Below are 20549 nucleotides of genomic sequence, written 5' to 3'. Positions count from 1 at the left end.
TTTCAGGATGTATGGTTTCGTTTTCTAAAGCGATGTCAGAGGAGAAGTAGTGGTAAACTTAATACTTTGTGGTGGTAGTGGTACTAGGCTTTGGCCTATCAGTAGGAAGCTCTTGCCAAAACAATTTGTGAAAATGTTTAGTGATAAATCATTGTTTCAGTTAACTGTTGAGAGAAATTCTAGCTTGTGTGATTCAACAATGGTTGTTTCAAATGAGGGGCAATTATTCTTAGCAAAAGATCAGTTAGATGAGCTAGGCATTTTGGATAAAAGTATTTTTCTTGAAGAGCCTGTTGGTAGAGATACAGCTCCTGCAATTGCTCTAGCATGTATGAAGTTAGATCCGCAAGAAATAGTATTTGTGACTCCATCAGACCATGTTATTAATATTGATGATGAATATAGAAGTATCTTAGTTCAAGCTAAGAAATTAGCTACTGAAGGCTCTCTTGTTACATTTGGTATTACACCAACTTTTGCTAATACTGGCTTTGGATATATCAAATCAGCTGGTGATTTTGATGTAGAGAGTTTTCATGAGAAGCCAAATGCTGCTACAGCAGAGAAGTTTTTAGTAGATGGTTCATACTACTGGAATTCTGGAATGTTTATGTTTAGAGCAGGCGTCTTTTTAGAAGAGCTAAAGAAACATTCTCCAGAAATATATACAGCGTGTGTTGAAGCATACGATAAAAGTGATCTAAAGAATTCAGATGCTGTCAAATATGATGATATGATGAGTATTCCAGCAAAGTCGATAGATTATGCTGTGATGGAGAAATCAAACAAGATAAAGATGGTTGTTGCTGATATTGTATGGAATGATGTGGGTAGTTTTGACTCGCTGTTTGATCAACTACCTAAGGATAGTGATAATAACACTATCAATAGAAACCATATTAGTATTGATAGTAAAAATAATTTGATACATAGTGAAAAAGGCCCTAAAAAGGTTGCTACTATTGGTGTGGAAGATCTTATAGTTGTCGATAGTGGAGATGCTCTTTTGATTGCTAAAAAAGGTAGCTCACAACGAGTAAAAGAGGTTGTTGAGCTTCTAAGTGATGATCTTAAAAATATCCACTTAACAGCACATAGACCTTGGGGCACTTATACCGTATTAGAAGATACTCCAGGATATAAGATTAAGAAAATAGAAGTTAAGCCTGGCAAAAGATTATCTTTACAGAAGTATTATCACTGTAGTGAACACTGGATAGTGGCCTCAGGTACAGCCACAGTGACTAAGGGAGATCAAGAATTTATTGTTAGACCTAATGAGTCTGTGTATATTCGTATGGGTGAAGTGCATAGGCTAGCAAATAATGGTAAGATTCCAGTAGTGCTGATAGAGGTGCAAGTTGGTGAGTACACTGGTGAGGATGATATCGTTAGACTATAAGATGATTTTAATAGAGTTTAATAAAGTAAATATAAGGATTGCAGATGAAAAAAGTAGCATTAATTACAGGTATTACTGGTCAAGATGGTTCATATTTGGCTGAGTTTTTATTAAAAAAAGGCTATGTTGTTCATGGTATCAAAAGAAGAAGTTCACTTTTTAATACTGATAGAATCGACCACTTATACCAAGACCCTCATGTTGAGAATAGAAATTTGATTCTACACTATGGTGATATGACAGATTCTATGAATCTAACTAGAATTATTGCTGATACTCAACCAGATGAGATCTATAATTTAGCTGCGATGAGTCATGTACATGTATCTTTTGAGACCCCAGAATATGTTGTTAATGCTGATGGTACAGGTACATTAAGAATTTTAGAAGCTGTTAGACTTCTTGGGTTAGAGAAGAAGACTAAAATATATCAAGCAAGTACATCTGAGCTTTATGGTAAAGTTCAAGCGATTCCGCAGAGTGAGACTACGCCATTCTATCCAAGATCACCTTACGCAGTAGCTAAGATGTATGCGTTCTGGATTACTGTGAATTATAGAGAAGCGTATGGTATGTATGCTTGTAATGGTATTTTGTTTAATCATGAGTCTCCAGTGCGTGGCGAGACTTTCGTGACTAGAAAGATTACAAGAGCAGCATCTAAAATAGCGCTTAACCTTCAAGATAAGCTGTATCTGGGTAATCTAGATGCTAAAAGAGACTGGGGTCATGCCAAAGATTACGTAAGAATGATGTGGATGATTCTGCAAGCTGATCAGCCAGAAGACTGGGTGATTGCTACTGGTCAGACTACTACAGTTAGAGATTTCGTTAAATTATCATTTGCTTATGCAGGTATTAATCTGAGATTTGAAGGTGAGGGTGTTGATGAGATCGGTGTAGTTGATTCAGTGGATTTAGCTAGAGCTGAAAAAGCGGATGTTGATTTATCTCATATATCAGAAGGTCAGGTAGTGGTTTGTGTAGATCCTAGATATTTCAGACCTACAGAAGTAGATCTATTATTGGGTGATCCTACAAAGGCTGAACAAAAATTAGGCTGGAGCAGAGAATATGACCTTGAGCATCTTGTAAATGATATGATGGAAAGTGATTTGAAATTGATGACGAAAGATGTTTACCTAAAAGAAGGTGGCTATAAAATTATGAGTTATTTTGAGTAAGGAATTATTTAAAATGCATAAAGATAGCAAAATATATGTAGCTGGGCATAGAGGGTTGGTTGGCTCAGCTATTGTTAAGAATCTTCAATCTAAAGGCTATACTAATTTAGTATTGAGAACTCACGCAGAGCTTGATTTAACTAATCAAAAAGCTGTTAAGGATTTTTTTAAGGTAGAAAAACCTGAGTATGTGATTTTAGCGGCAGCTAAAGTTGGTGGGATTGTTGCGAACAATACTTATCGAGCAGAATTTATCTATGATAATATTCAGATTCAAAATAATGTTATCCATCAAAGTTATGTAAATGGTGTGAAGAAGCTTCTATTTTTGGGTAGTACATGTATATATCCTAAAGATGCTCCACAGCCTATGCTAGAAGATTGTTTATTAACTAGTCCATTAGAGTACACTAATGAGCCATATGCTATCGCTAAGATAGCTGGTATCAAGATGTGTGAGAGCTATAATTTGCAGTATGGCACAAACTTTATATCTGTGATGCCAACAAATCTATACGGGCCTAATGATAATTTTGATCTTGAGAAATCTCATGTTTTACCAGCGCTGATTAGAAAGATACATCTTGCAAAACTTCTAGATGAAGGCAAGACGGAGCAAGTGTTGCATGATTTGAAAGTAAACTCTATTGAAGAAGTTAGACAGTATTTATCTAAATTCGGTGTGAATGAGAGTTCTGTAGAAATATGGGGTACAGGCAATCCAAGAAGAGAATTTTTATACTCTGAAGATATGGCAGATGCATGTGTGTTTTTATTAGAAAATAGAGACTTCAAAGATACCTATCTTAAAGATGCTAAAGAGATAAGAAATACTCATATCAATATCGGTACTGGGATTGATATCTCTATTAGAGAGTTAGCTGAGCTTATTAAGGGTATTGTTGGTTTCAAAGGTGAACTTAAGTTTAATGCTGATAAGCCAGATGGTACAATGGTTAAACTTACTGATCCATCTAAACTGCATTCGCTTGGCTGGAAACACAATGTAGAGCTTGAAGAAGGTGTTAAAAGAATTTATAACTGGTATCTGTCAAAGTTTTAATCTATATTCAATATATTCAAAGTTTTTGTTTCTTACAATATTTTCAATATACCTAGCTCTGTGATTGAAATTTCAGATTGCTATTCGTATACTATCTTTTAGTTATCTATTTGTTCTCTTAGGGTTTACTATGAAAGGTATAATATTAGCTGGTGGTAGTGGTACACGACTGTATCCAATTACAAAAGGTGTGAGTAAACAGCTTACACCAATATATGATAAGCCACTTATTTACTACCCACTTTCTGTGCTTATGTTGGCTGGTCTAAAAGATATACTTATAATTACAACAGAACAAGATCAGCCTAGTTTTAAAAATCTTTTGGGTGATGGTTCTGACCTTGGAATCAATCTTGAGTATACTATACAGCCTAGTCCAGATGGGCTTGCTCAAGCTTTTATATTAGCTGAGGAGTTTTTGGCGGGGGATTCAGCTTGTCTTGTGCTTGGTGATAATATTTTCTATGGCCATGGTCTACCCAAGATGTTTACTAAAAGTATACAAAATGTAGAAAAAGAGAATGGTGCTAGTATTTTTGGTTACTATGTTGATGATCCAGAGAGATATGGTGTGGCAGACTTTGATGCAGATGGGAATGTGATTAGTATCGAGGAGAAACCAAAGAAGCCAAAATCAAACTATGCGGTTGTGGGCTTGTATTTTTATCCTAGTGATGTAGTGGTTAAGGCTAAGCAAGTACAACCATCTGAGAGAGGAGAGTTAGAGATTTCTACACTTAATCAGATGTATCTTGATGAAGCGCGTCTTAAGGTTAAGACTATGGGTAGAGGATATGCATGGCTTGACACTGGCACACATGAGAGCATGCTTGCAGCGAGTAACTTTATCCAAACTATAGAAGACAGACAAGGGCTAAAGGTTGCGTGTCTTGAAGAGATTGCTTATGAGATGGGATATATCTCAAAAGAGCAACTTCTTAAATTAGCCCAACCGCTCAAGAAAAATCAATATGGTCAGTATTTGATAAAGAGAGCAAAAGAGCGAGCAGTACCACGATGAAATTTACGCGTACACATATCAGTGATATTATTATTTGTGAGCCTACTGTTCACGGTGATGGTAGAGGCTATTTTATAGAGACTTTTCGAGAAGATAAGCTCTTTGATTTTTTAGGTTATAAGATTAACTTCTGTCAAGATAATGAGTCTAAGAGCTATTATGGAGTGCTTAGAGGTTTACATTATCAGTTGGTTCCACATGCGCAGACCAAGCTTGTTAGAGTTATTCAAGGTAGAGTGCTAGATGTTGCTGTAGATATTCGTAAGGGTAGTCCTACTTTTGGTCAATATATTGCAATTGAATTAAGTGCTGAGAATAAAAAACAAATACTTATACCAAGAGGGTTTGCTCATGGCTTTGTTGTTTTAGAAGATGATACTGTATTTGCTTACAAGGTTGATAGTTATTACTCTCCAGAGTACGATAGGGGTATCGCCTTTGATGATGATAGTATTGTTGTAGACTGGCAAGTACCTGCTGATAAGCTCAAGTTGTCAGCAAAAGATAGGATTCAACCGAAATTGAATGAGACAATTGATTTATTTGAGTATGGGAAGAATTATTATTAATGCTGAATTTTGAATTGTAAATTTTGAATTAGTGGTTAATGAGTAATTTGATATAGCGCAAGATATTTAATAGGCATTAAGAGTTATGAATGTATTAGTAACAGGTAGTAGTGGTCAGTTAGGCTCTGAATTAAAAGAGTTAGTGTTTAGTTCAAAATTAGAAATTCAAAATTATACCTTTATATTTGCAGATAGTAAGTTGTTAGATATAACAGAACATGAGTCTGTGCGGAGATTTATTATTGATAATAATATTGGGGCTATTATTAATTGTGCAGCATATACTGCTGTGGATAAAGCTGAAACTGATATTGAAATGGCAGATAAGATAAATCATCTTGCTGTTGCTAATATCGCTATGGTTGCAAAAGAGCATGGCGTTAAGTTAGTACATATATCTACAGATTATGTTTTTGATGGCCAAAATTATAAGCCGTATATTGAAGCAGATGCTACAAACCCGCAAGGTGTTTATGGTGCTACCAAGCTTGCTGGTGAACAAGCAATTTTGGATATAAATCCTAAAAACTCGATAATTATCAGAACATCATGGGTTTACTCATATTATGGTAATAATTTTGTCAAAACAATGCTTCGCTTGGGTAGAGAAAGAGACTCTTTGGGGGTTATCTATGATCAAGTAGGTACTCCTACCTATGCCAAAGATTTAGCAAAATCTATTTTAGATATACTTCTGAGGATTCAAAACTCAAAATTAGAAATTTATAATTATAGTAACGAGGGTGTAGCTAGCTGGTATGATTTTGCTAAAGAGATTATGAATATTGCAAATATAAGCTGTCAGGTTAATTCAATTGAAACTAAAGATTATCTAACTCCTGCGAAGCGTCCGCATTATAGTGTACTTAATAAGAGTAAGATAAAGTCAGATTTCGATATAGAGCTACGGTACTGGAAAGACTCACTGAAAGATTGTGTCACTAGGATTCTGAGTGATAATTAATCCATCGAGCTAGGGTTATGCTCCTTGTCGTTATAGCTGTGAAGACGAATATCTTATAACTAGTAGATACATGTGATAAAGATTCCCACCTGCGTGAGAATGATATGGACATATTACTATCTTACTCAGTTGTTGTAATGCACATAACTTGAAATTTACTTATGAAATCAATTTACTATTAACTAATAGTAAATAACAAGCTACAATTACTCTATAAGATTTTAAAATATCAAAATACTATTTAAACTATAAAGGAATATATAAATGGACTATAAACCTAGAAACATATTAGTAACAGGAGCTGCTGGTTTTATAGGTAGTAACTATGTGCGTATGATGTTATCGAGATATGACGATGTGAAAATAGTATCTTATGACAAACTTACTTATGCAGGTAGTTTAGATAATCTAAAGGATTTAGAAAATGAACATAATCATACTTTTATCAAAGGTGATATTTGTGATGAGACGTTAGTATATGAGACTCTCAAAAAATATAATATTGAAACTGTAGTGCATTTTGCAGCTGAATCTCATGTAGATAACTCAATTGCTAATCCTAAGGTATTTTTGGAGACAAATGTAATAGGTACATTTACACTTTTAAATTGTGCTAAAAGATATTGGTTTGATGAGTTAGGCTTAGATGAAACAAGTTGCAAGTTCCATCATGTATCTACAGATGAGGTGTATGGTACATTATCAAAAGATGATCCGGCATTCACAGAGACAAAGGCATATGAGCCTAACTCACCATACTCAGCATCAAAAGCCGGATCTGATCATATTGCTAGAGCATATCATCATACTTATGAATTGCCAGTTACGATTTCAAATTGCTCAAATAACTATGGACCATATCAACATCCTGAGAAGTTAATACCAGTTGTGATTAATAGCTGTATCAACAAAAAGCCTATTCCGGTATATGGAGATGGTTCAAATATCCGTGACTGGCTGTATGTGGTAGATCATTGTGATGCTATACAAACAGTAGTTGAGAAAGGTATTGTTGGTGAGGTGTATAATATAGGTGGTATTAATGAGGTTAATAATCTGACACTTATAAATACTATATGTAAACTAATGGATGAGTATAAGCCTGAGCATGCTCCACATAATAGACTAATATCATTTGTTGAAGATAGAAAAGGTCATGATTGGCGATATGCTATAGATAATAGTAAGATTCAAAATGAACTAGAATGGAAACCATCTCAAGATTTTGAGAAAATGTTTAAAGAGACTATAGAGTTTTATCTTAAAAAAATAAGTTGAAGAGTTTATTTAGTAAAGTTTAATTTATTAGAAGCTTTAGTTTATAAGTTAGGTTATATATGGACTTTGAAAAATTTAGTACGTATTAAAAGATCGAAAGGTAAATGAGATAAGTAGGTTGGTGATGAAGAAAATATACAAATTAAGCCAGTTTATAGATAGTTCAATGGTTATAAAAGATGGTTCTTTTGGGATCGTAGGCAACGCAAACATAAAGGATAAAAGTAATGTTTTGTGTTATGCCTCTAATTTAGAGTTTATAGAGATAGCCGAGAAAAACCCAAATATTTCAGCAATTATAACAACGAGCGAGTTAAGACATAAAACTACTAAGGCAGTCGCAGTATATGATGAGCCAGTTTTTTTATACGGAGAGATTTTAAATGAGTTTATAGTAAATGGGCTAATTAAACCGCGCATGGATTATAAGATAAGTAAATCATTAGTGGTTGATGAGAGCTCATTTATTAGTCCAAAATGTTATATTGGAGATAATGTTTCTATAGGTAAAAATGTAATCATAAATGATTATACTATAATAGAAGATAACTGCATAATAGGTGATAATGTAGTATTGGGTTGTGAAGGTTTTTATTTTCGAAGAAGAAAAAGTGGTGAGGTTGTCAAATTTTTACATGCGGGAGGCGTACATTTGCATAAAAATGTGGAAATTATGACAGGTAGTATGATCCAAAGAGCACATGATGAGTTTACAACAATAGGGCGTGGAACTAAGATTAGTGTAAATGTTAATATTGGACATGGTTGTAAAATAGGGGAAAATAATATTATAACAGGAAGAGTGCAAGTTGCAGGCTGGACAAAAATAGGTAATAATTGTTGGATTGGTAACTCTTCTATAATTGCTGATTATGTGAATATAGGAGATAATGCAAGTATAAAAATAGGTAGTGTAGTAGTTAAAGATGTTGTTGCTGGTGAGCAGGTATCTGGTAACTTTGCATATAATCATACAAGAAGAATAAGAAATTTTGCAAGAGAACAGAGAGAAAAATGACTAAAAAAAAATTGAATTTTTGTTTTAAAGGTTCTAGAGATTATATTCATGGTACAGATATTTTTAATGAGCTCAAAAACTGTTTCAATGATAGTTTAAATTATGAAAATACGATGCTTGACTTATCTTTTCATGGGATTGCAAAAAAAAAATTAGATATTGTAGAAGATAATGCTACGGATGCAAAAGTAGTTGTAAAATTTTATGATACAAATGATGATAAAAAGACATACTACTTAGTCGAAAATAAAGATGATATAGTTTGTAGGTATGATTATGCTGAAAATAAAATTGTCGAGCTTTCAAAAATTGATTTAGATTTAGGGAAAATTAATTTAAATAAAGATACATCGTATAGCCTTATTGAAAATATAGTTGCCTTAAATAAGAGTCTTCTGGAAAATATGTTTAAAGAAGCTTTTGGTAAATGGTATTTTACTAGGCTGCAGCTTAAAAAAATTCCTTTGAATTATTATCTAATAAGGCTGGAATTTAAGTCAAACTTTAATTTTAAGCTTACCAAAACAGAAATTTTTTTGGATAATGAATCATTAGGGTTCATATACTTTAGTTTAGTATAAGGCTATAAGGGATAAAATGCTGGGAATAACAGGTATAGCAAGTTACTTGCCCGATAGTAAAGTATCTAATTATGATAAAAAAGATAAATTTAAAATCGATGATAGCTTTATAGAGCAAAAAATAGGAGTTAGAAGCTTTTTAATAAAAGAAGAAAGTGATAAAGCATCAGATTTATGTGTAAAAGCGTTTAATAATCTAGAGAGAAAGAAATTTATAGATAAATCAAAAATTGATTGTTGCATAGTCGTCACTCAAAATTCTGATTATAATATTCCTCATACGTCAGCAATTGTTCATAGTAAACTTAACTTACCTAATAACTGTGCGTGTTTCGATATATCATTAGGCTGCAGTGGTTATGTTTATGGGCTATCAAACATTATTTCTTTTATGAAAAATAATAATCTTAAAAGAGGTTTGTTGTTTACAGCTGATCCATATAGTGAGATAGTTGATCAAGATGATAAAAATACAGCTTTACTTTTTGGAGATGCTGCAACAGTTACATATATTGGTGAAGAGTTAGTTTTAGAACTCAAAGATGTATTATTTGGTACAGATGGAAGTAATTATAAAGAGTTAATTTGTGATAATGGTAAGTTATATATGAATGGAAGGGCGGTCTTTACATTTACAGCTACAATGATTCCTAAACATATATCTCAACTATTAGAGAAAAACAGCTATACAGATAAAGATATCGATAAATATATTTTGCATCAGGGCAGTAAATATATTGTTGATACTATTGGTAAAAGATTAAAGGTTGATGAGTCTAAAATTGTTTTCGATATGAGTGATTATGGAAACACAGTTTCATCATCTATACCTATTATATTAGAAAAAGAATTAGATAGAAGCTCTAATAGGTTTGTAATTAGTGGTTTTGGGGTTGGATTATCATGGGCAAGTGCTATCTTAGAAAGAGTAGGAAAATATGGAGAGTAAAATGAAAATTACAAAAGAAGATATAATAAATACGATAAATGAAGCTGATGTTATGTTTAGTACTGAGAACTTAAAAGATGATGTTAGCTTAGTAGATCAAGGGTTAGATTCACTTGATGCAGTTACAGTTTATTTATTAATTGAAGAAAAATTTGATATCAAAATTCCTGATAATGATTTAGATAGAGTGCAAACTATTTCATCATTAATTGATTATGTAAATAATAAACTTGCGTAAGTAGAAATGAGTTCATTAAGTAAAATAAGGAAAATATGTGAAGATTGGTGTACTAGTAAATCTAATTATAAGGATCTTTTATTTTCGATTAACAATTTGATAAATATAGATATATTAGATAGCTGTTGTGATAGAAGTGATATTTATACAAGGAATTTAATTTACTTAAGTAATTCTTTTGAGGTTATATTGATGAAGTGGCCAAAAGGCACTGGGTCACTTCCCCATGATCATAATGGTCAAGATTGTATAGTAGTACTTAATAGTAGTTCATTAGTTAATACTAATTACTATCTTGATTGTAATGGTGTGTTGAAAGAATTGAATAAAAAGGTTATTAAAGAAAATAATATTTTTAAGAGTGAGACTGATGTCATACACTCAATATCAAATATATCAGATACAACCTCATACTCTTTACACTTGTATAGCAAGCCTATAAGGCAGTCAAAAATTTATACAGAAGATAGTGGCGAAAAAGAGCTTATTGAACTAACTTATCATAAATATATCTAAGAGACTGTAAATAAAGTGAAAAACCTCATATAAGCAATAATACATTTATCTTTGATGTTTGAATATAGAATTCAGTATATATAAGTTATTTGATAAAGCTAGATTTTTTTATGGCTCTTTCCAATTAACTGTGTAAATTCTTGATTAAGATGCTAGATTGTTTCTAGCAAGCTTAAGATAAAGGTAGTGTTTAAATATAAAAAATCAGAAGATAGTTAAATACTAGCAGACCAGATAATAGATTCTGGAGTGGGTTATGCCTATTTTACTATTGAATATTAAGATAGAGCTCAGAGTTTGTGTAAGTGAATTTACACACTTGTTTTAGAAAGGTTTTTTACAGATGTGACCGTTTGTTTTGATAATTCATCCCAACAATTTGAAATAATAACATTATTTAAATTAACTTAATTTTATTTTTTTTAAACTATCTTAGTTTTTTAAAAAGCTATTTTTTCTCTTTTCACTATGGAAAATATTATAAGTTGCGAGAAATATTGGTTCTTTTAAAATATATTGTAGATTGTTTCTAATTTTTATCCCTATTGTACTTATGGCTTTTCCATAAAAAGGGTTTTTCTATGTACTTATAGCTCAACAGAGATACTATAAATATAAATATCGAAAAAAGTACCGTAAATAGTATATTTGCAACCAAACTACGATTTGGTAAGTTGATAGAGTGCATTAGAATAATCATTGGGATTGAATGGAATAGATATGTTGAGTATGAAATGTCTCCAAGAATTTTGAATTTAGAAGCGAGTTCATCTTTAACTTCTAAAAATAATATGGGTATCAGTGTTTCACAAAAAGCTTTAATTTGAATATCCCATCCAAATGCGCCACTAAATAGAACAAGAATCATAAAAGCTATGAAAGCTCTTATCTCTTTTTTGCTTAAGATAACACTTAACTGTTCAGATTTATTATAAAAATATGCAAAAACAAAACCATAAATAAAAGTGTGCATATACTCAAACATTTCGATTTTAATGAAATGAGGAAATATATATGAAATTATTATGACTAAAAAAAAGAAATATTTTTTACTAAAAACTAAAGAAAAGTATACAATCACATAAAAGCAAAGCTCTAAAGATAGTGTCCAACCTACTGTAAGTAAAGGATAGTAACCTATTCCAGAAGGGTTTTGCATTGATATCATTAGGTAAGAACAAATTAAAAACTTCAAATTTATAAAAGCTATAGGATAATTTATATCAGGAAAGATATATATATACATAAAATTAGTAATGTAGTGAAAAATATATAAGCGGGGAATACTCTTGATGCTCTTTTTAGCAGAAAATCTGTAGTATTTTTTGTTTTAGCTGCTACGATATACATCAAGAATCCGCTTAAAACGAAAAAAATATCTATACCAAATTGCCCTCGACTATAGAATAGATATCCAAGTAGACTCTCATATTTAAATCCAAAAAAAGTTGGTTATAATGATGGAAAACGACTGACCAAGCAGCCAAGCCTCTTAAAATTTGTAGGCCTACATTTTTATCTTTCATTAGCACTAAAGAATTCCTTAATGTAATTTACTATGTATTTAATTGTTTTTGTTTCGAGATTATAAAACATAGGAAGTCTTAAAAGCCTTTTACTTTCAGTTGTTGTGAAAATATCTTTGCCTGTAAATTTAGTATTGTGTTTACCATATTCAGAGCTGTGTAAAGGAACATAGTGAAAAGGTGCTGTTATATTATTATCTTTTAAAAATCTAATCAATTTATTTCTTATTTTTAAATTTTTAACTTTTATGTAAAACATGTGCCCATTTTGTTGGCAATTATTGGGTATGGTTGGTAATTCAATAAGTTTTTTATCAGAGAGAGGTCTTAAACTAATGTAATAATTTTTCCATAAGCTTAAACGCTTATTATTAATTTTATCAGCGACTACTAGTTGAGTATACAAGTAATAAGCTAAAATATCACTTGGCAGATAAGAAGAGCCTATATCAACCCAACTATATTTATCAACTTGTCCTCTAAAAAAATTAGATCTATTTGTTCCTTTTTCTCTTATGATTTCAGCTCTTTCGATGAATTTATCATTATTGATGATAATTGCTCCACCTTCACCCATCGAGTAATTTTTTGTTTCATGAAAGCTATAGCAACCTATATCACCTATAGTACCTAAGGCTTGCTCTTTATAGCTAGACATGACACCCTGAGCAGAATCTTCTACTACAAAGAGATTATGTTTTTTAGCAATTGCCATAATACTATCCATATCACATGCAATTCCCGCATAATGAACAGGAACAATAACTTTAGTTTTAGGTGTAATAGCAGCTTCTATTTTTGTTTCATCTATATTCATAGTATCTGGACGAATATCGACAAACACTATTTTTGCACCTCGCAAAACAAATGCATTTGCGGTCGATACAAAAGTATATGAAGACATAATTATTTCATCGTCTTCCTTTATATCAAGTAAAATAGCAGCCATCTCTAAAGCATGGGTGCAAGATGTAGTCAATAAAGCTTTTTTACATTTAAACTTAACCTCAAACCATTTGTGGCATAGCCAGGTGTATTTGTTATCACCACAAGTTGGATATTCATTAAAGTTATTTTCAAACTTGTAAGGAGTGTTAAAACTTATCATTTTTATCTCCGGAGTTAAAACTTTTTAAATAGCTTTTAGCATTGTTACCCTCATTAAAAATTAAATCAAGAATGCTTACTCCATGTTCAAATGGAGGGTGTAGTTGTTGATATTTTCTATATCCACTGTAATCCATCCATTCAACCTTTATGTTCTCTTGTTGAGCTAGCGTTTCATCAAAATAATTTTTGGCAGCAGGACCACTTAAGTATACATCTGCGTTACATTGTTTACAAATGCCTAATAATTTTTCTGTTTGTCCATACCCGAGTTCAAACTCACTTGACCACCTTATTTGGGTTTTAATATCCAGTATTCTGTTGATTATAGTAATTAATTTGTAATTAATCTCACTTAGATGGTTTTCATTGGAGTTCATATAAAAATCTTCAAATATATCTTTATAATCTTTAAAGTGCTTTGCTTTTGTATAATTGCTTACTATTGTGTTCCAATGTTTTTTGCCCCAATTATTTTTTGCTATTACTGTTTCATTTATTTTTTGCTCTAAGTTTTTCTGATAAACAGGAATTGTAAGCCAATGTAAGCCTTGAGATGTTTTTATTTTATTTCGATTTCGCCAATCATTTTTAGTATATTGAACATCATCATATAAGATAAATTCATCAACCATGTTTATAAGATCAAAATATCCTTTCCACGGGATATAGTTTGATTGTAAAATAGCTACTTTTTTCATAATATCTTTATTCCTTGTTCTTTATGTGTGGAAACTCGTTTGGCAGGAGTTCCTAAATATTTTGAATGCTTTTCGGTGTTGTTTAAAACTAGGGATTTGGCACCTATTAAGGCCTTATCTTCCAGAGTTATATTTTCAATAATGGTACTGTTGAAGCCAATAAAATAATTGTTTTTGATGATTGAGAAGCCACCTACTAGAGATTGAGAGGCTATGAATGAGTTACTATAAATATTAACATTATGACATATGTTGCAAGATGACCATATTATATTGCTATGTCTTATTCTGACATAAGGCTCTATTACAGAATTTTGTAATATAACATTATTTTCTCCTGTTTGAACGCTCGAGTCTATAATTGCTAATGGGCTAATATAATTTACACAAGTATAACCTTTTGCTTTAATGCTTTCAAACATCATTTTTCTTGCTCTCATATTTGAATACCCGGCTGCAACAAAAGCTTTAAATATATTTGGAGGATATTCAAACTCAATTTCATCAAAAGAGATTATTGGTAGATTACAAAAAGTGCTGTTAGTTATATATTTATTATCTGTACAGAATACAATAGCTTTATAATCTGAACTTGTGTTGAAGTAATATAACATTTGCTTTGCAAAATTACCTTTACCGTAAATAATAATATTTTTTTGCACAAAAAAGCTAATTTAACCTCTTTAGTTTTACAGAAGATTTTTTCTTAAACTATTTTTTAAATTAAATAACCTTATTTAAAATACAAGCCCAATCAAGCACCAAATAAACATGTGAAAATCCTATTAACGTTATATGCTATTCTTTGAGATAATAGCAAAAAGTTATTTGTTTATAGTATTTTTACTTGTGTTATAAGTTTAAGATATTTAATTGTTTAGTGAAAGCCAAGTTGTATTTAGCGGAGTATACCATAAACAGCATATTGATCTTTATCTTATGGTTGAGTTTAAAGATTAAGTCAAACATAATAAACTAATATTTTAATAGAAAACTTTGATAGTGTAATACAAAAATATAAAGTTCGTTACAATTTGGTGAAAAAAGATATTGTGAGGAGTAGGAATAAGATGGAAGAAAAGCTTTTAGTGACTATTTTATGTCAAACCTATAATCAGGAGCAATTTATAAGTCAAGCTTTAGATAGTTTTTTGATGCAGGAAACAGATTTTGATTTTGATGTGATTGTAAGAGATGATGCGTCAACCGATGCTACAGCAAAAATTGTCAAAGGATATGCCGCAAAATATCCTAAAATAATTAAGCCTATATATGAGTTAGAGAATCAGATGAGTCAGGGAATTGGATTATTGCCTGGTATGTTGCCGCGCGTTATGAAAGATCGTAAATCTAGGTATATAGCTCTTTGTGATGGAGATGATTATTGGACAGACCCTTTAAAACTGCAGAAACAAATAAGTTTTCTTGAAGAAAATCCTAAGTTTGTAGGTTCAGCACATGCTAGTAGATATTTAAGGGATGGCAAAGAGGCTGAGTTGGCATCTCGAAATATTCATGATAAAGATATCTACACATTTGAAGAATATTTGGGTAATTGTTATTTTCAAACTAGCTCTTGGGTTTATCGATATGATACTGATTTTAGACCATTGATTGAGAATTTTTTTTATAGGAAGTGTGGAGGAGATGTTTATATGACATTAGCTTTTATGACTCTGGGACCTATTAAATATTTTGACGAAGTAATGTCAGTATGGCGAGTGCATGATAAAGGAGAATGGAGTAAAAATTCTGCTGATCACCAAATAATGGAAATCTTAGTGGCATTTGTTGATTATACTTATAAATTTGATGAAAAATATAAACCTAAATTTTATGAACAGCTTTATTTTACAATTAAAAATATTAGCTCAGAGACATTTTCGAAATTAGTGATGGAAAATTATCAATCAAAGGATATTCAAAAAATCATTACCATGTTAGCAACTGTTATAATAGATAGTAATAGCCCTATAAATAAAATTATTGAGTCTAGAGAAGGTACTATAAAAGAGTGTAATGCATATATAAAAACATTAGAGCAATTGTTGGAATTAGAAAAAAATAAAAGCATAATTGATTTTTTGAAATCTAAGATTTTGAGTTTGTTTAAAAGATAATTAGTCTAATCTGTTAAGACGCATTGGTGTATTGAATATTATATGGAGAATGCTCATCAGTATCGGTCATATTATAATTATAAATGTTAAAATAATGGTTAGTTGTTTTGGTCTTTGGATGTAGTAAGAAAAATTTATGAACTTTGAGCTTTTTATATGATAAATGTAACAAAAACATATTTGCCAGATATTGAAAAATATAGAGAATATGTTGAACAAATATATAGTCGCGGACAAATTACTAATAGTGGGCCTCTTGTCAAAGAGTTGGAGCAGCGTTTAGCAAATTATCTAGGAGTTAAAAATATTGTTCTAGTTTCTAATGGAACAGTTGCTTTAGAAATAGCTTATAGAGCTTTAGGAGTCAAAGATTTTGCTATTACGACGCCTTTTTCATTTGTGGCAACGACAAGTTCGTTAGTTGCTAATGGTATTAAGCCAATATTTGTAGATATTGATGAGAAAACATTTAATATTAATTCAAATAAAATAGAAGAGCAAATAACACCAAATACAACAGCAATAGTTGCTACTCAAGTATTTGGTAATCCTTGTGATCTTGAAGCAATAGCTAAGATTGCTAAAGAGCATAGCTTAAAAATTATATATGATGCGGCACATGCTTTTGATGTTAAGTATAAAGGTGAAAGTGTTCTCAACTTTGGGGATATATCAACTCTAAGTTTTCATGCCACTAAGCTTTTCCATACTATTGAAGGAGGAGCACTTATTACAAATGATGATGATCTTGCTGAGAGAGCAAGATTTCTAATTAATTTCGGTATCAAAAATGCTGAAGAGATTCCTCATTTGGGTACTAATGCTAAGATGAATGAATTTGAAGCGGCTATGGGATTATGTGTATTAGATGATATGGATATTATTTTTAGCTCTAGAAAAGCTATTGCTGAGAGATATAAACTAAAATTACAAGATTCGGTTCAGTTTCAAGAGTTTAATCATAATGCTGAAGAGAATTATAGCTACTTTCCTATATTATTTAAGTCTGAAGAACAGCTACTTAGTGTTCAAACATCTTTAAGTAAGCAATCTATTTTTCCTAGAAGATATTTTTATCCATCTTTGGATACTCTTAGTTATATAGAGCCGAAACAGTATATGCTTATATCTAGAGATATATCGAAAAGAATAATGTGTTTACCAATTTATTATGGGCTCGAAGAAGGTGTCCAAGAGCAGATAATATCAATTATTAAGGGAAGCTTATGAGAGTTGCAGTAATGCAGCCTTATTTTTTTGCATATATTAGCTACTGGCAACTGATTAATGCTGTAGATGTTTTTGTAATATATGATGATGTTAATTTTATAAAAAAAGGTTACATAAATAGAAATAATATTCTGCTTAATAATAAACCATATAGAATTACTTTAGAGCTTTTAGGAGCTAGTCAGAATAAGCTTATTAATGAAATTTACTTGGGTGATAATAGGCCGAATATATTAAAAATAATTAAACAAGCTTACTCTAAAGCTCCATATTTTCGTGATGTTTATAATTTATTAGAAAAGATAATGACTGATGAAGAAAAAAATCTAGGTTTGTTTTTAGAAAAATTAATTAAAAATGTATCTGGTTATATTGGTATGGGTACTAAGTTTATAAGGTCTAGTGATCTTCGCAAAGATAATAATCTTAGGGGTCAGGATAAGATATTGCAAATTTGTCAGCTATTGGATGCAGATATTTATATAAATGCAATTGGAGGCAAAGAGCTTTATGATAAACAATCATTTTTTGATAAAAGTATGAGTCTAAATTTCATAGAGTCTGAAATTGTTGAGTACCCACAATTTGGTAATGAGTTCTGTGCATATCTTTCAATTGTAGATGTTTTGATGTTTAATAGCGTTAGTGATATTAAAGAAATGCTTGGAAATTATACTTTAGTTTAAATGGAGATTTATGATGAAGATTGTAATATATGGGAATGGGAAAATAGCGAAAGTAGTTTATCAGTTTGTGAAAAAAAAATTCGAGGTGGTAGCATTTACAGTTGAGAGAAAATATAAGAATACTGATTTTATAGAAGGAGTACCTTTAATTGAGTTTGAGGATATTCAGAATCAGTGTGGTCCTAATGAGCATAAGATGCTTATAGCTATAGGTTATATACAAATGAATGATATAAGAGAAAAAAAATATCAAGAAGCAAAAAAAAGGGGGTATGGTTTTATAAATTATATCCACCCATCAGTGGAGATGCATGATAATATAGAGATAGGAGAGAATAATATAATCCTAGATCATGTAACAATTCAGCCGTATGTGAAAATAGGAAGTAGTAATTTTGTATGGAGTAGTGCGGTTATTGCTCATGGTTCTGCGATTGAAGATACCAATTGGATAACCTCAGGGGTTGTTGTTTCAGGAGATGTTGTTATAAAATCCAAGTGTTTCTTGGGTGTTAATGCTACTATAGGTCACAATACGGTAATTGAGAGTGAGAGTTTTATTGGTGCAAATACTTTAGTTACAAAAAATACTACTTATAGAGATGTTTTTATTTCAAGAGAAGGTGAAAAGTTTAGACTTGACAGTAAGAGATTTTTACAATTTACAGGAGTTTAGTGTATGAATGCGTTAGATAATATTTTATGCCAGGTTTTTAGGCTGAAAGAGGATCAAATAAAAGACAAGTTTACTATGGGTGATGTACCAGCGTGGGATTCCTTGACTCATATGGATCTGATAACTTCCATTGAGGAAGGATTAAATATTCAGCTGACAATGGATGATATTATGAATATGAGAGATATAGGAACTATAAAAAAAATAGTTAGTGAAAAGTTGGTGTAATATGGAGTTAGCGAATAAAGTTGCTATTGTAACAGGTGGTGCAAATGGTCTTGGTAAGGCAATAGTGGAAATGTTATTGTCTAATAATACAATAGTTTGCGTGCTTGATATAAGTAAGGAGGCCCTTGAAAGTTTAGTGAAAAATAAGAATTTATTCAAAATACCTTGTGATATAACAAAGGAAAATCAAATATCAAACACTATACAAGAAATAAAAAAACAATTTTCTAAGATAGATATTTTAGTAAATAATGCAGGTATTTTATATAGTGAACCACTTATTAACATAATGTCAAAAGAGAAAAGACATAGTGTATTAATGTGGCAGAAAGTCATAGACATAAATCTGACAGCCCCTTTTGTTTTGGGTTCATATGTGGTGGAACAGATGATCATGACAAGAACAAAAGGCGTAATCATAAATATTAGTTCTATTAGCGCAAGAGGCAATGCAGGACAAAGTGCATATAGTGCTGCAAAAGCTGGTTTGGAGTCTATGACGGCCGTCTGGGCAAAAGAGCTAGGTAGTTTTGGTATTAGGTGTATTGCGGTTGCTCCAGGATTCATGAATACTGAATCAACTAATTGTGCGGTTACACAAGAGATATTAGATCATGTAAGAAAAGAAACTCCTATAAAAAGACTGGGTAAAGCGAAAGATATTGCAGAGGCAGTAAAATTTGTGATACAAAGTGACTATATGAATGGTAAAACTTTACAAATAGATGGAGGTTTGGTGTTTTAAAGGAAAATGAAATTATTAGAAAAATTTGAATATATTAAAATTTACAGTGAATTTGATGATTTTATTATATACTTCCCCATCATTTTGTCTGTCGTTGATAATAAGCAAGAAGGTTATGTTTTTCAAGAAGGATCTACTTTTATAATAGTTCATAAGTTTGGGTTCTGTTATATTCTAGGTGAATATTATGATTATGCTAAATTAATAGATAGAATTAGTGAAAAACTTAAAGTTTTGGTACCAAAGCTTAGACTATATGATCCTAATGGGAAACTCAAGGATAGTAGATATTTGCTTCATGATAGGTGTACTAGAATAAAGTATATTCACTCTCTTAATATGCATAATGACTTTGAAAGTCAAATTGAGTTTTTTGATATTCAAGATAAAGATGACAGTGTATATGATTTTTTTGACTTAGAGCTTGATAGTCGCTATTGGAGTACTTGTTTAGAATTTAGGGAAAATAGCTTTGCGATTGTTGATGAATATAATATAGGTATTTGTTATGCGGCTGCAATTTCTCATGGCTATGCAGAGACTGATGTTTTTGTTAATAAAAAAGTTCGAGGGAAAGGGTTGGCTACAGGATTGGTCAAAAGTTTTGTTAATAAGTGTATAAGTAATAATGTTATTCCTGTATGGGATTGTTATTCTAATAATCAGGCCTCTATAAATTTAGCAAATAAAACTGGATTTAAGAGAGTGTTTGAGTATTATTTTTACAATATAAATATTTAGGTACAC

General features: G+C 31.2%; 24 protein-coding genes. 19 read left to right on the top strand and 5 right to left on the bottom strand.

Annotated elements, in window-relative coordinates; translation table 11 throughout:
* Nucleotides 1–49: 49 nt before the first annotated feature.
* The 12 genes from FNO12_RS07515 to FNO12_RS11030 all read left to right on the top strand — a co-directional run bounded on the left by FNO12_RS07515 (nt 50) and on the right by FNO12_RS11030 (nt 10783).
* Nucleotides 50–1402, top strand: coding sequence for a mannose-1-phosphate guanylyltransferase/mannose-6-phosphate isomerase (locus FNO12_RS07515; protein WP_041265070.1), 1353 nt, complete (start codon nt 50–52; stop codon nt 1400–1402).
* Between the two features lie 44 nt (nt 1403–1446).
* Nucleotides 1447–2586 carry a GDP-mannose 4,6-dehydratase gene (gmd, locus tag FNO12_RS07510; protein WP_014714812.1) on the top strand — a complete coding sequence of 380 codons (1140 nt, stop codon included), beginning with the start codon at nt 1447–1449 and terminating at the stop codon, nt 2584–2586.
* Between the two features lie 13 nt (nt 2587–2599).
* On the top strand, nt 2600–3649 hold the full coding sequence (locus FNO12_RS07505) for a GDP-L-fucose synthase family protein (protein WP_014714813.1): 1050 nt from the start codon (nt 2600–2602) through the stop codon (nt 3647–3649).
* 130 nt (nt 3650–3779) lie between these two features.
* Entirely contained in the window at nt 3780–4670 is an 891-nt protein-coding gene (rfbA, locus tag FNO12_RS07500; protein WP_014714814.1) for a glucose-1-phosphate thymidylyltransferase RfbA, read from the top strand.
* Complete coding sequence (gene rfbC / locus FNO12_RS07495) at nt 4667–5239, top strand: dTDP-4-dehydrorhamnose 3,5-epimerase (RefSeq protein WP_014714815.1); 573 nt, start codon at nt 4667–4669, stop codon at nt 5237–5239. Before rfbA ends, rfbC begins: the two co-directional genes overlap by 4 nt.
* 85 nt (nt 5240–5324) lie before the next feature.
* The gene (gene rfbD, locus FNO12_RS07490) at nt 5325–6203 is read left to right on the top strand and encodes a dTDP-4-dehydrorhamnose reductase (RefSeq protein WP_014714816.1); all 879 of its coding nucleotides are present in this window, start codon (nt 5325–5327) and stop codon (nt 6201–6203) included.
* Between the two features lie 264 nt (nt 6204–6467).
* Nucleotides 6468–7481, top strand: coding sequence for a dTDP-glucose 4,6-dehydratase (gene rfbB, locus FNO12_RS07485; protein WP_014714817.1), 1014 nt, complete (start codon nt 6468–6470; stop codon nt 7479–7481).
* Between the two features lie 124 nt (nt 7482–7605).
* Nucleotides 7606–8499 carry an LbetaH domain-containing protein gene (locus FNO12_RS11615; RefSeq protein WP_014714818.1) on the top strand — a complete coding sequence of 298 codons (894 nt, stop codon included), beginning with the start codon at nt 7606–7608 and terminating at the stop codon, nt 8497–8499.
* Nucleotides 8496–9080, top strand: a complete 585-nt coding sequence (locus FNO12_RS07475; protein ID WP_014714819.1) for a hypothetical protein — start codon at nt 8496–8498, stop codon at nt 9078–9080. The genes FNO12_RS11615 and FNO12_RS07475 overlap by 4 nt, the downstream gene beginning before the upstream one ends.
* Before the next feature lie 16 nt (nt 9081–9096).
* Nucleotides 9097–10029, top strand: coding sequence for a ketoacyl-ACP synthase III (locus FNO12_RS07470; protein WP_014714820.1), 933 nt, complete (start codon nt 9097–9099; stop codon nt 10027–10029).
* Between the two features lies 1 nt (nt 10030).
* Nucleotides 10031–10267 carry an acyl carrier protein gene (locus tag FNO12_RS07465; RefSeq protein WP_050346501.1) on the top strand — a complete coding sequence of 79 codons (237 nt, stop codon included), beginning with the start codon at nt 10031–10033 and terminating at the stop codon, nt 10265–10267.
* A gap of 192 nt (nt 10268–10459) precedes the next feature.
* Nucleotides 10460–10783, top strand: a complete 324-nt coding sequence (locus tag FNO12_RS11030; RefSeq protein WP_014714822.1) for a cysteine dioxygenase — start codon at nt 10460–10462, stop codon at nt 10781–10783.
* Between the two features lie 529 nt (nt 10784–11312).
* On the opposite strand, the gene FNO12_RS07455 is transcribed toward FNO12_RS11030, so the two are convergent.
* From FNO12_RS07455 to FNO12_RS07440, 5 genes are all read right to left on the bottom strand, one after another.
* On the bottom strand, nt 11313–11951 hold the full coding sequence (locus FNO12_RS07455) for an acyltransferase family protein (protein ID WP_335583387.1): 639 nt from the start codon (nt 11949–11951) through the stop codon (nt 11313–11315).
* Nucleotides 11952–12001: 50 nt separating this feature from the next.
* Nucleotides 12002–12160 (bottom strand): hypothetical protein, encoded by a 159-nt coding sequence (locus FNO12_RS11785; protein ID WP_367888649.1) that lies wholly within the window; start codon nt 12158–12160, stop codon nt 12002–12004.
* A 138-nt stretch (nt 12161–12298) separates the two neighbouring features.
* On the bottom strand, nt 12299–13417 hold the full coding sequence (gene rffA, locus FNO12_RS07450; RefSeq protein WP_014714825.1) for a dTDP-4-amino-4,6-dideoxygalactose transaminase: 1119 nt from the start codon (nt 13415–13417) through the stop codon (nt 12299–12301).
* Nucleotides 13404–14117, bottom strand: a complete 714-nt coding sequence (locus tag FNO12_RS07445) for a WbqC family protein (protein WP_014714826.1) — start codon at nt 14115–14117, stop codon at nt 13404–13406. Before FNO12_RS07445 ends, rffA begins: the two co-directional genes overlap by 14 nt.
* Nucleotides 14114–14779, bottom strand: a complete 666-nt coding sequence (locus tag FNO12_RS07440; RefSeq protein ID WP_030005726.1) for a PglD-related sugar-binding protein — start codon at nt 14777–14779, stop codon at nt 14114–14116. Before FNO12_RS07440 ends, FNO12_RS07445 begins: the two co-directional genes overlap by 4 nt.
* A 375-nt stretch (nt 14780–15154) precedes the next feature.
* Here FNO12_RS07440 and FNO12_RS07435 point away from each other — a divergent pair, with 375 nt between their 5' ends.
* From FNO12_RS07435 to FNO12_RS07405, 7 genes are all read left to right on the top strand, one after another.
* Nucleotides 15155–16237, top strand: coding sequence for a glycosyltransferase family 2 protein (locus tag FNO12_RS07435; RefSeq protein WP_148663988.1), 1083 nt, complete (start codon nt 15155–15157; stop codon nt 16235–16237).
* A gap of 156 nt (nt 16238–16393) precedes the next feature.
* Nucleotides 16394–17467 (top strand): DegT/DnrJ/EryC1/StrS family aminotransferase, encoded by a 1074-nt coding sequence (locus tag FNO12_RS07430; RefSeq protein ID WP_014714829.1) that lies wholly within the window; start codon nt 16394–16396, stop codon nt 17465–17467.
* Nucleotides 17464–18153, top strand: coding sequence for a WbqC family protein (locus FNO12_RS07425; RefSeq protein WP_014714830.1), 690 nt, complete (start codon nt 17464–17466; stop codon nt 18151–18153). The genes FNO12_RS07430 and FNO12_RS07425 overlap by 4 nt, the downstream gene beginning before the upstream one ends.
* A gap of 10 nt (nt 18154–18163) precedes the next feature.
* On the top strand, nt 18164–18829 hold the full coding sequence (locus FNO12_RS07420) for a PglD-related sugar-binding protein (protein ID WP_030005725.1): 666 nt from the start codon (nt 18164–18166) through the stop codon (nt 18827–18829).
* A gap of 3 nt (nt 18830–18832) precedes the next feature.
* Entirely contained in the window at nt 18833–19057 is a 225-nt protein-coding gene (locus FNO12_RS07415; protein ID WP_014714833.1) for an acyl carrier protein, read from the top strand.
* Between the two features lies 1 nt (nt 19058).
* On the top strand, nt 19059–19802 hold the full coding sequence (locus FNO12_RS07410) for an SDR family oxidoreductase (RefSeq protein ID WP_014714834.1): 744 nt from the start codon (nt 19059–19061) through the stop codon (nt 19800–19802).
* 6 nt (nt 19803–19808) lie between these two features.
* On the top strand, nt 19809–20543 hold the full coding sequence (locus tag FNO12_RS07405) for a GNAT family N-acetyltransferase (protein WP_014714835.1): 735 nt from the start codon (nt 19809–19811) through the stop codon (nt 20541–20543).
* The last annotated feature ends 6 nt before the right edge of the window (nt 20544–20549 follow it).

Origin of the sequence: Francisella orientalis FNO12 (assembly GCF_001042525.2) — a bacterium.
Classification (GTDB): domain Bacteria; phylum Pseudomonadota; class Gammaproteobacteria; order Francisellales; family Francisellaceae; genus Francisella; species Francisella orientalis.
The sequence above is the reverse complement of the archived record's forward strand: the minus strand, read 5'-3'. Positions and strand labels throughout refer to the sequence as shown.

Bases quoted from the DNA above. Each gene is read 5' to 3' on its own strand.
- gmd (WP_014714812.1), top strand. From the start codon at position 1,447: ATGAAAAAAGTAGCATTAATTACAGGTATTACTGGTCAAGATGGTTCA.
- FNO12_RS07505 (WP_014714813.1), top strand. From the start codon at position 2,600: ATGCATAAAGATAGCAAAATATATGTAGCTGGGCATAGAGGGTTGGTT.
- rfbA (WP_014714814.1), top strand. From the start codon at position 3,780: ATGAAAGGTATAATATTAGCTGGTGGTAGTGGTACACGACTGTATCCA.
- rfbC (WP_014714815.1), top strand. From the start codon at position 4,667: ATGAAATTTACGCGTACACATATCAGTGATATTATTATTTGTGAGCCT.
- rfbD (WP_014714816.1), top strand. From the start codon at position 5,325: ATGAATGTATTAGTAACAGGTAGTAGTGGTCAGTTAGGCTCTGAATTA.
- rfbB (WP_014714817.1), top strand. From the start codon at position 6,468: ATGGACTATAAACCTAGAAACATATTAGTAACAGGAGCTGCTGGTTTT.
- FNO12_RS11615 (WP_014714818.1), top strand. From the start codon at position 7,606: ATGAAGAAAATATACAAATTAAGCCAGTTTATAGATAGTTCAATGGTT.
- FNO12_RS07475 (WP_014714819.1), top strand. From the start codon at position 8,496: ATGACTAAAAAAAAATTGAATTTTTGTTTTAAAGGTTCTAGAGATTAT.
- FNO12_RS07470 (WP_014714820.1), top strand. From the start codon at position 9,097: ATGCTGGGAATAACAGGTATAGCAAGTTACTTGCCCGATAGTAAAGTA.
- FNO12_RS07465 (WP_050346501.1), top strand. From the start codon at position 10,031: ATGAAAATTACAAAAGAAGATATAATAAATACGATAAATGAAGCTGAT.
- FNO12_RS11030 (WP_014714822.1), top strand. From the start codon at position 10,460: ATGAAGTGGCCAAAAGGCACTGGGTCACTTCCCCATGATCATAATGGT.
- FNO12_RS07455 (WP_335583387.1), bottom strand. From the start codon at position 11,951: ATGATATCAATGCAAAACCCTTCTGGAATAGGTTACTATCCTTTACTT.
- rffA (WP_014714825.1), bottom strand. From the start codon at position 13,417: ATGATAAGTTTTAACACTCCTTACAAGTTTGAAAATAACTTTAATGAA.
- FNO12_RS07445 (WP_014714826.1), bottom strand. From the start codon at position 14,117: ATGAAAAAAGTAGCTATTTTACAATCAAACTATATCCCGTGGAAAGGA.
- FNO12_RS07430 (WP_014714829.1), top strand. From the start codon at position 16,394: ATGATAAATGTAACAAAAACATATTTGCCAGATATTGAAAAATATAGA.
- FNO12_RS07425 (WP_014714830.1), top strand. From the start codon at position 17,464: ATGAGAGTTGCAGTAATGCAGCCTTATTTTTTTGCATATATTAGCTAC.
- FNO12_RS07420 (WP_030005725.1), top strand. From the start codon at position 18,164: ATGATGAAGATTGTAATATATGGGAATGGGAAAATAGCGAAAGTAGTT.
- FNO12_RS07415 (WP_014714833.1), top strand. From the start codon at position 18,833: ATGAATGCGTTAGATAATATTTTATGCCAGGTTTTTAGGCTGAAAGAG.
- FNO12_RS07410 (WP_014714834.1), top strand. From the start codon at position 19,059: ATGGAGTTAGCGAATAAAGTTGCTATTGTAACAGGTGGTGCAAATGGT.
- FNO12_RS07405 (WP_014714835.1), top strand. From the start codon at position 19,809: ATGAAATTATTAGAAAAATTTGAATATATTAAAATTTACAGTGAATTT.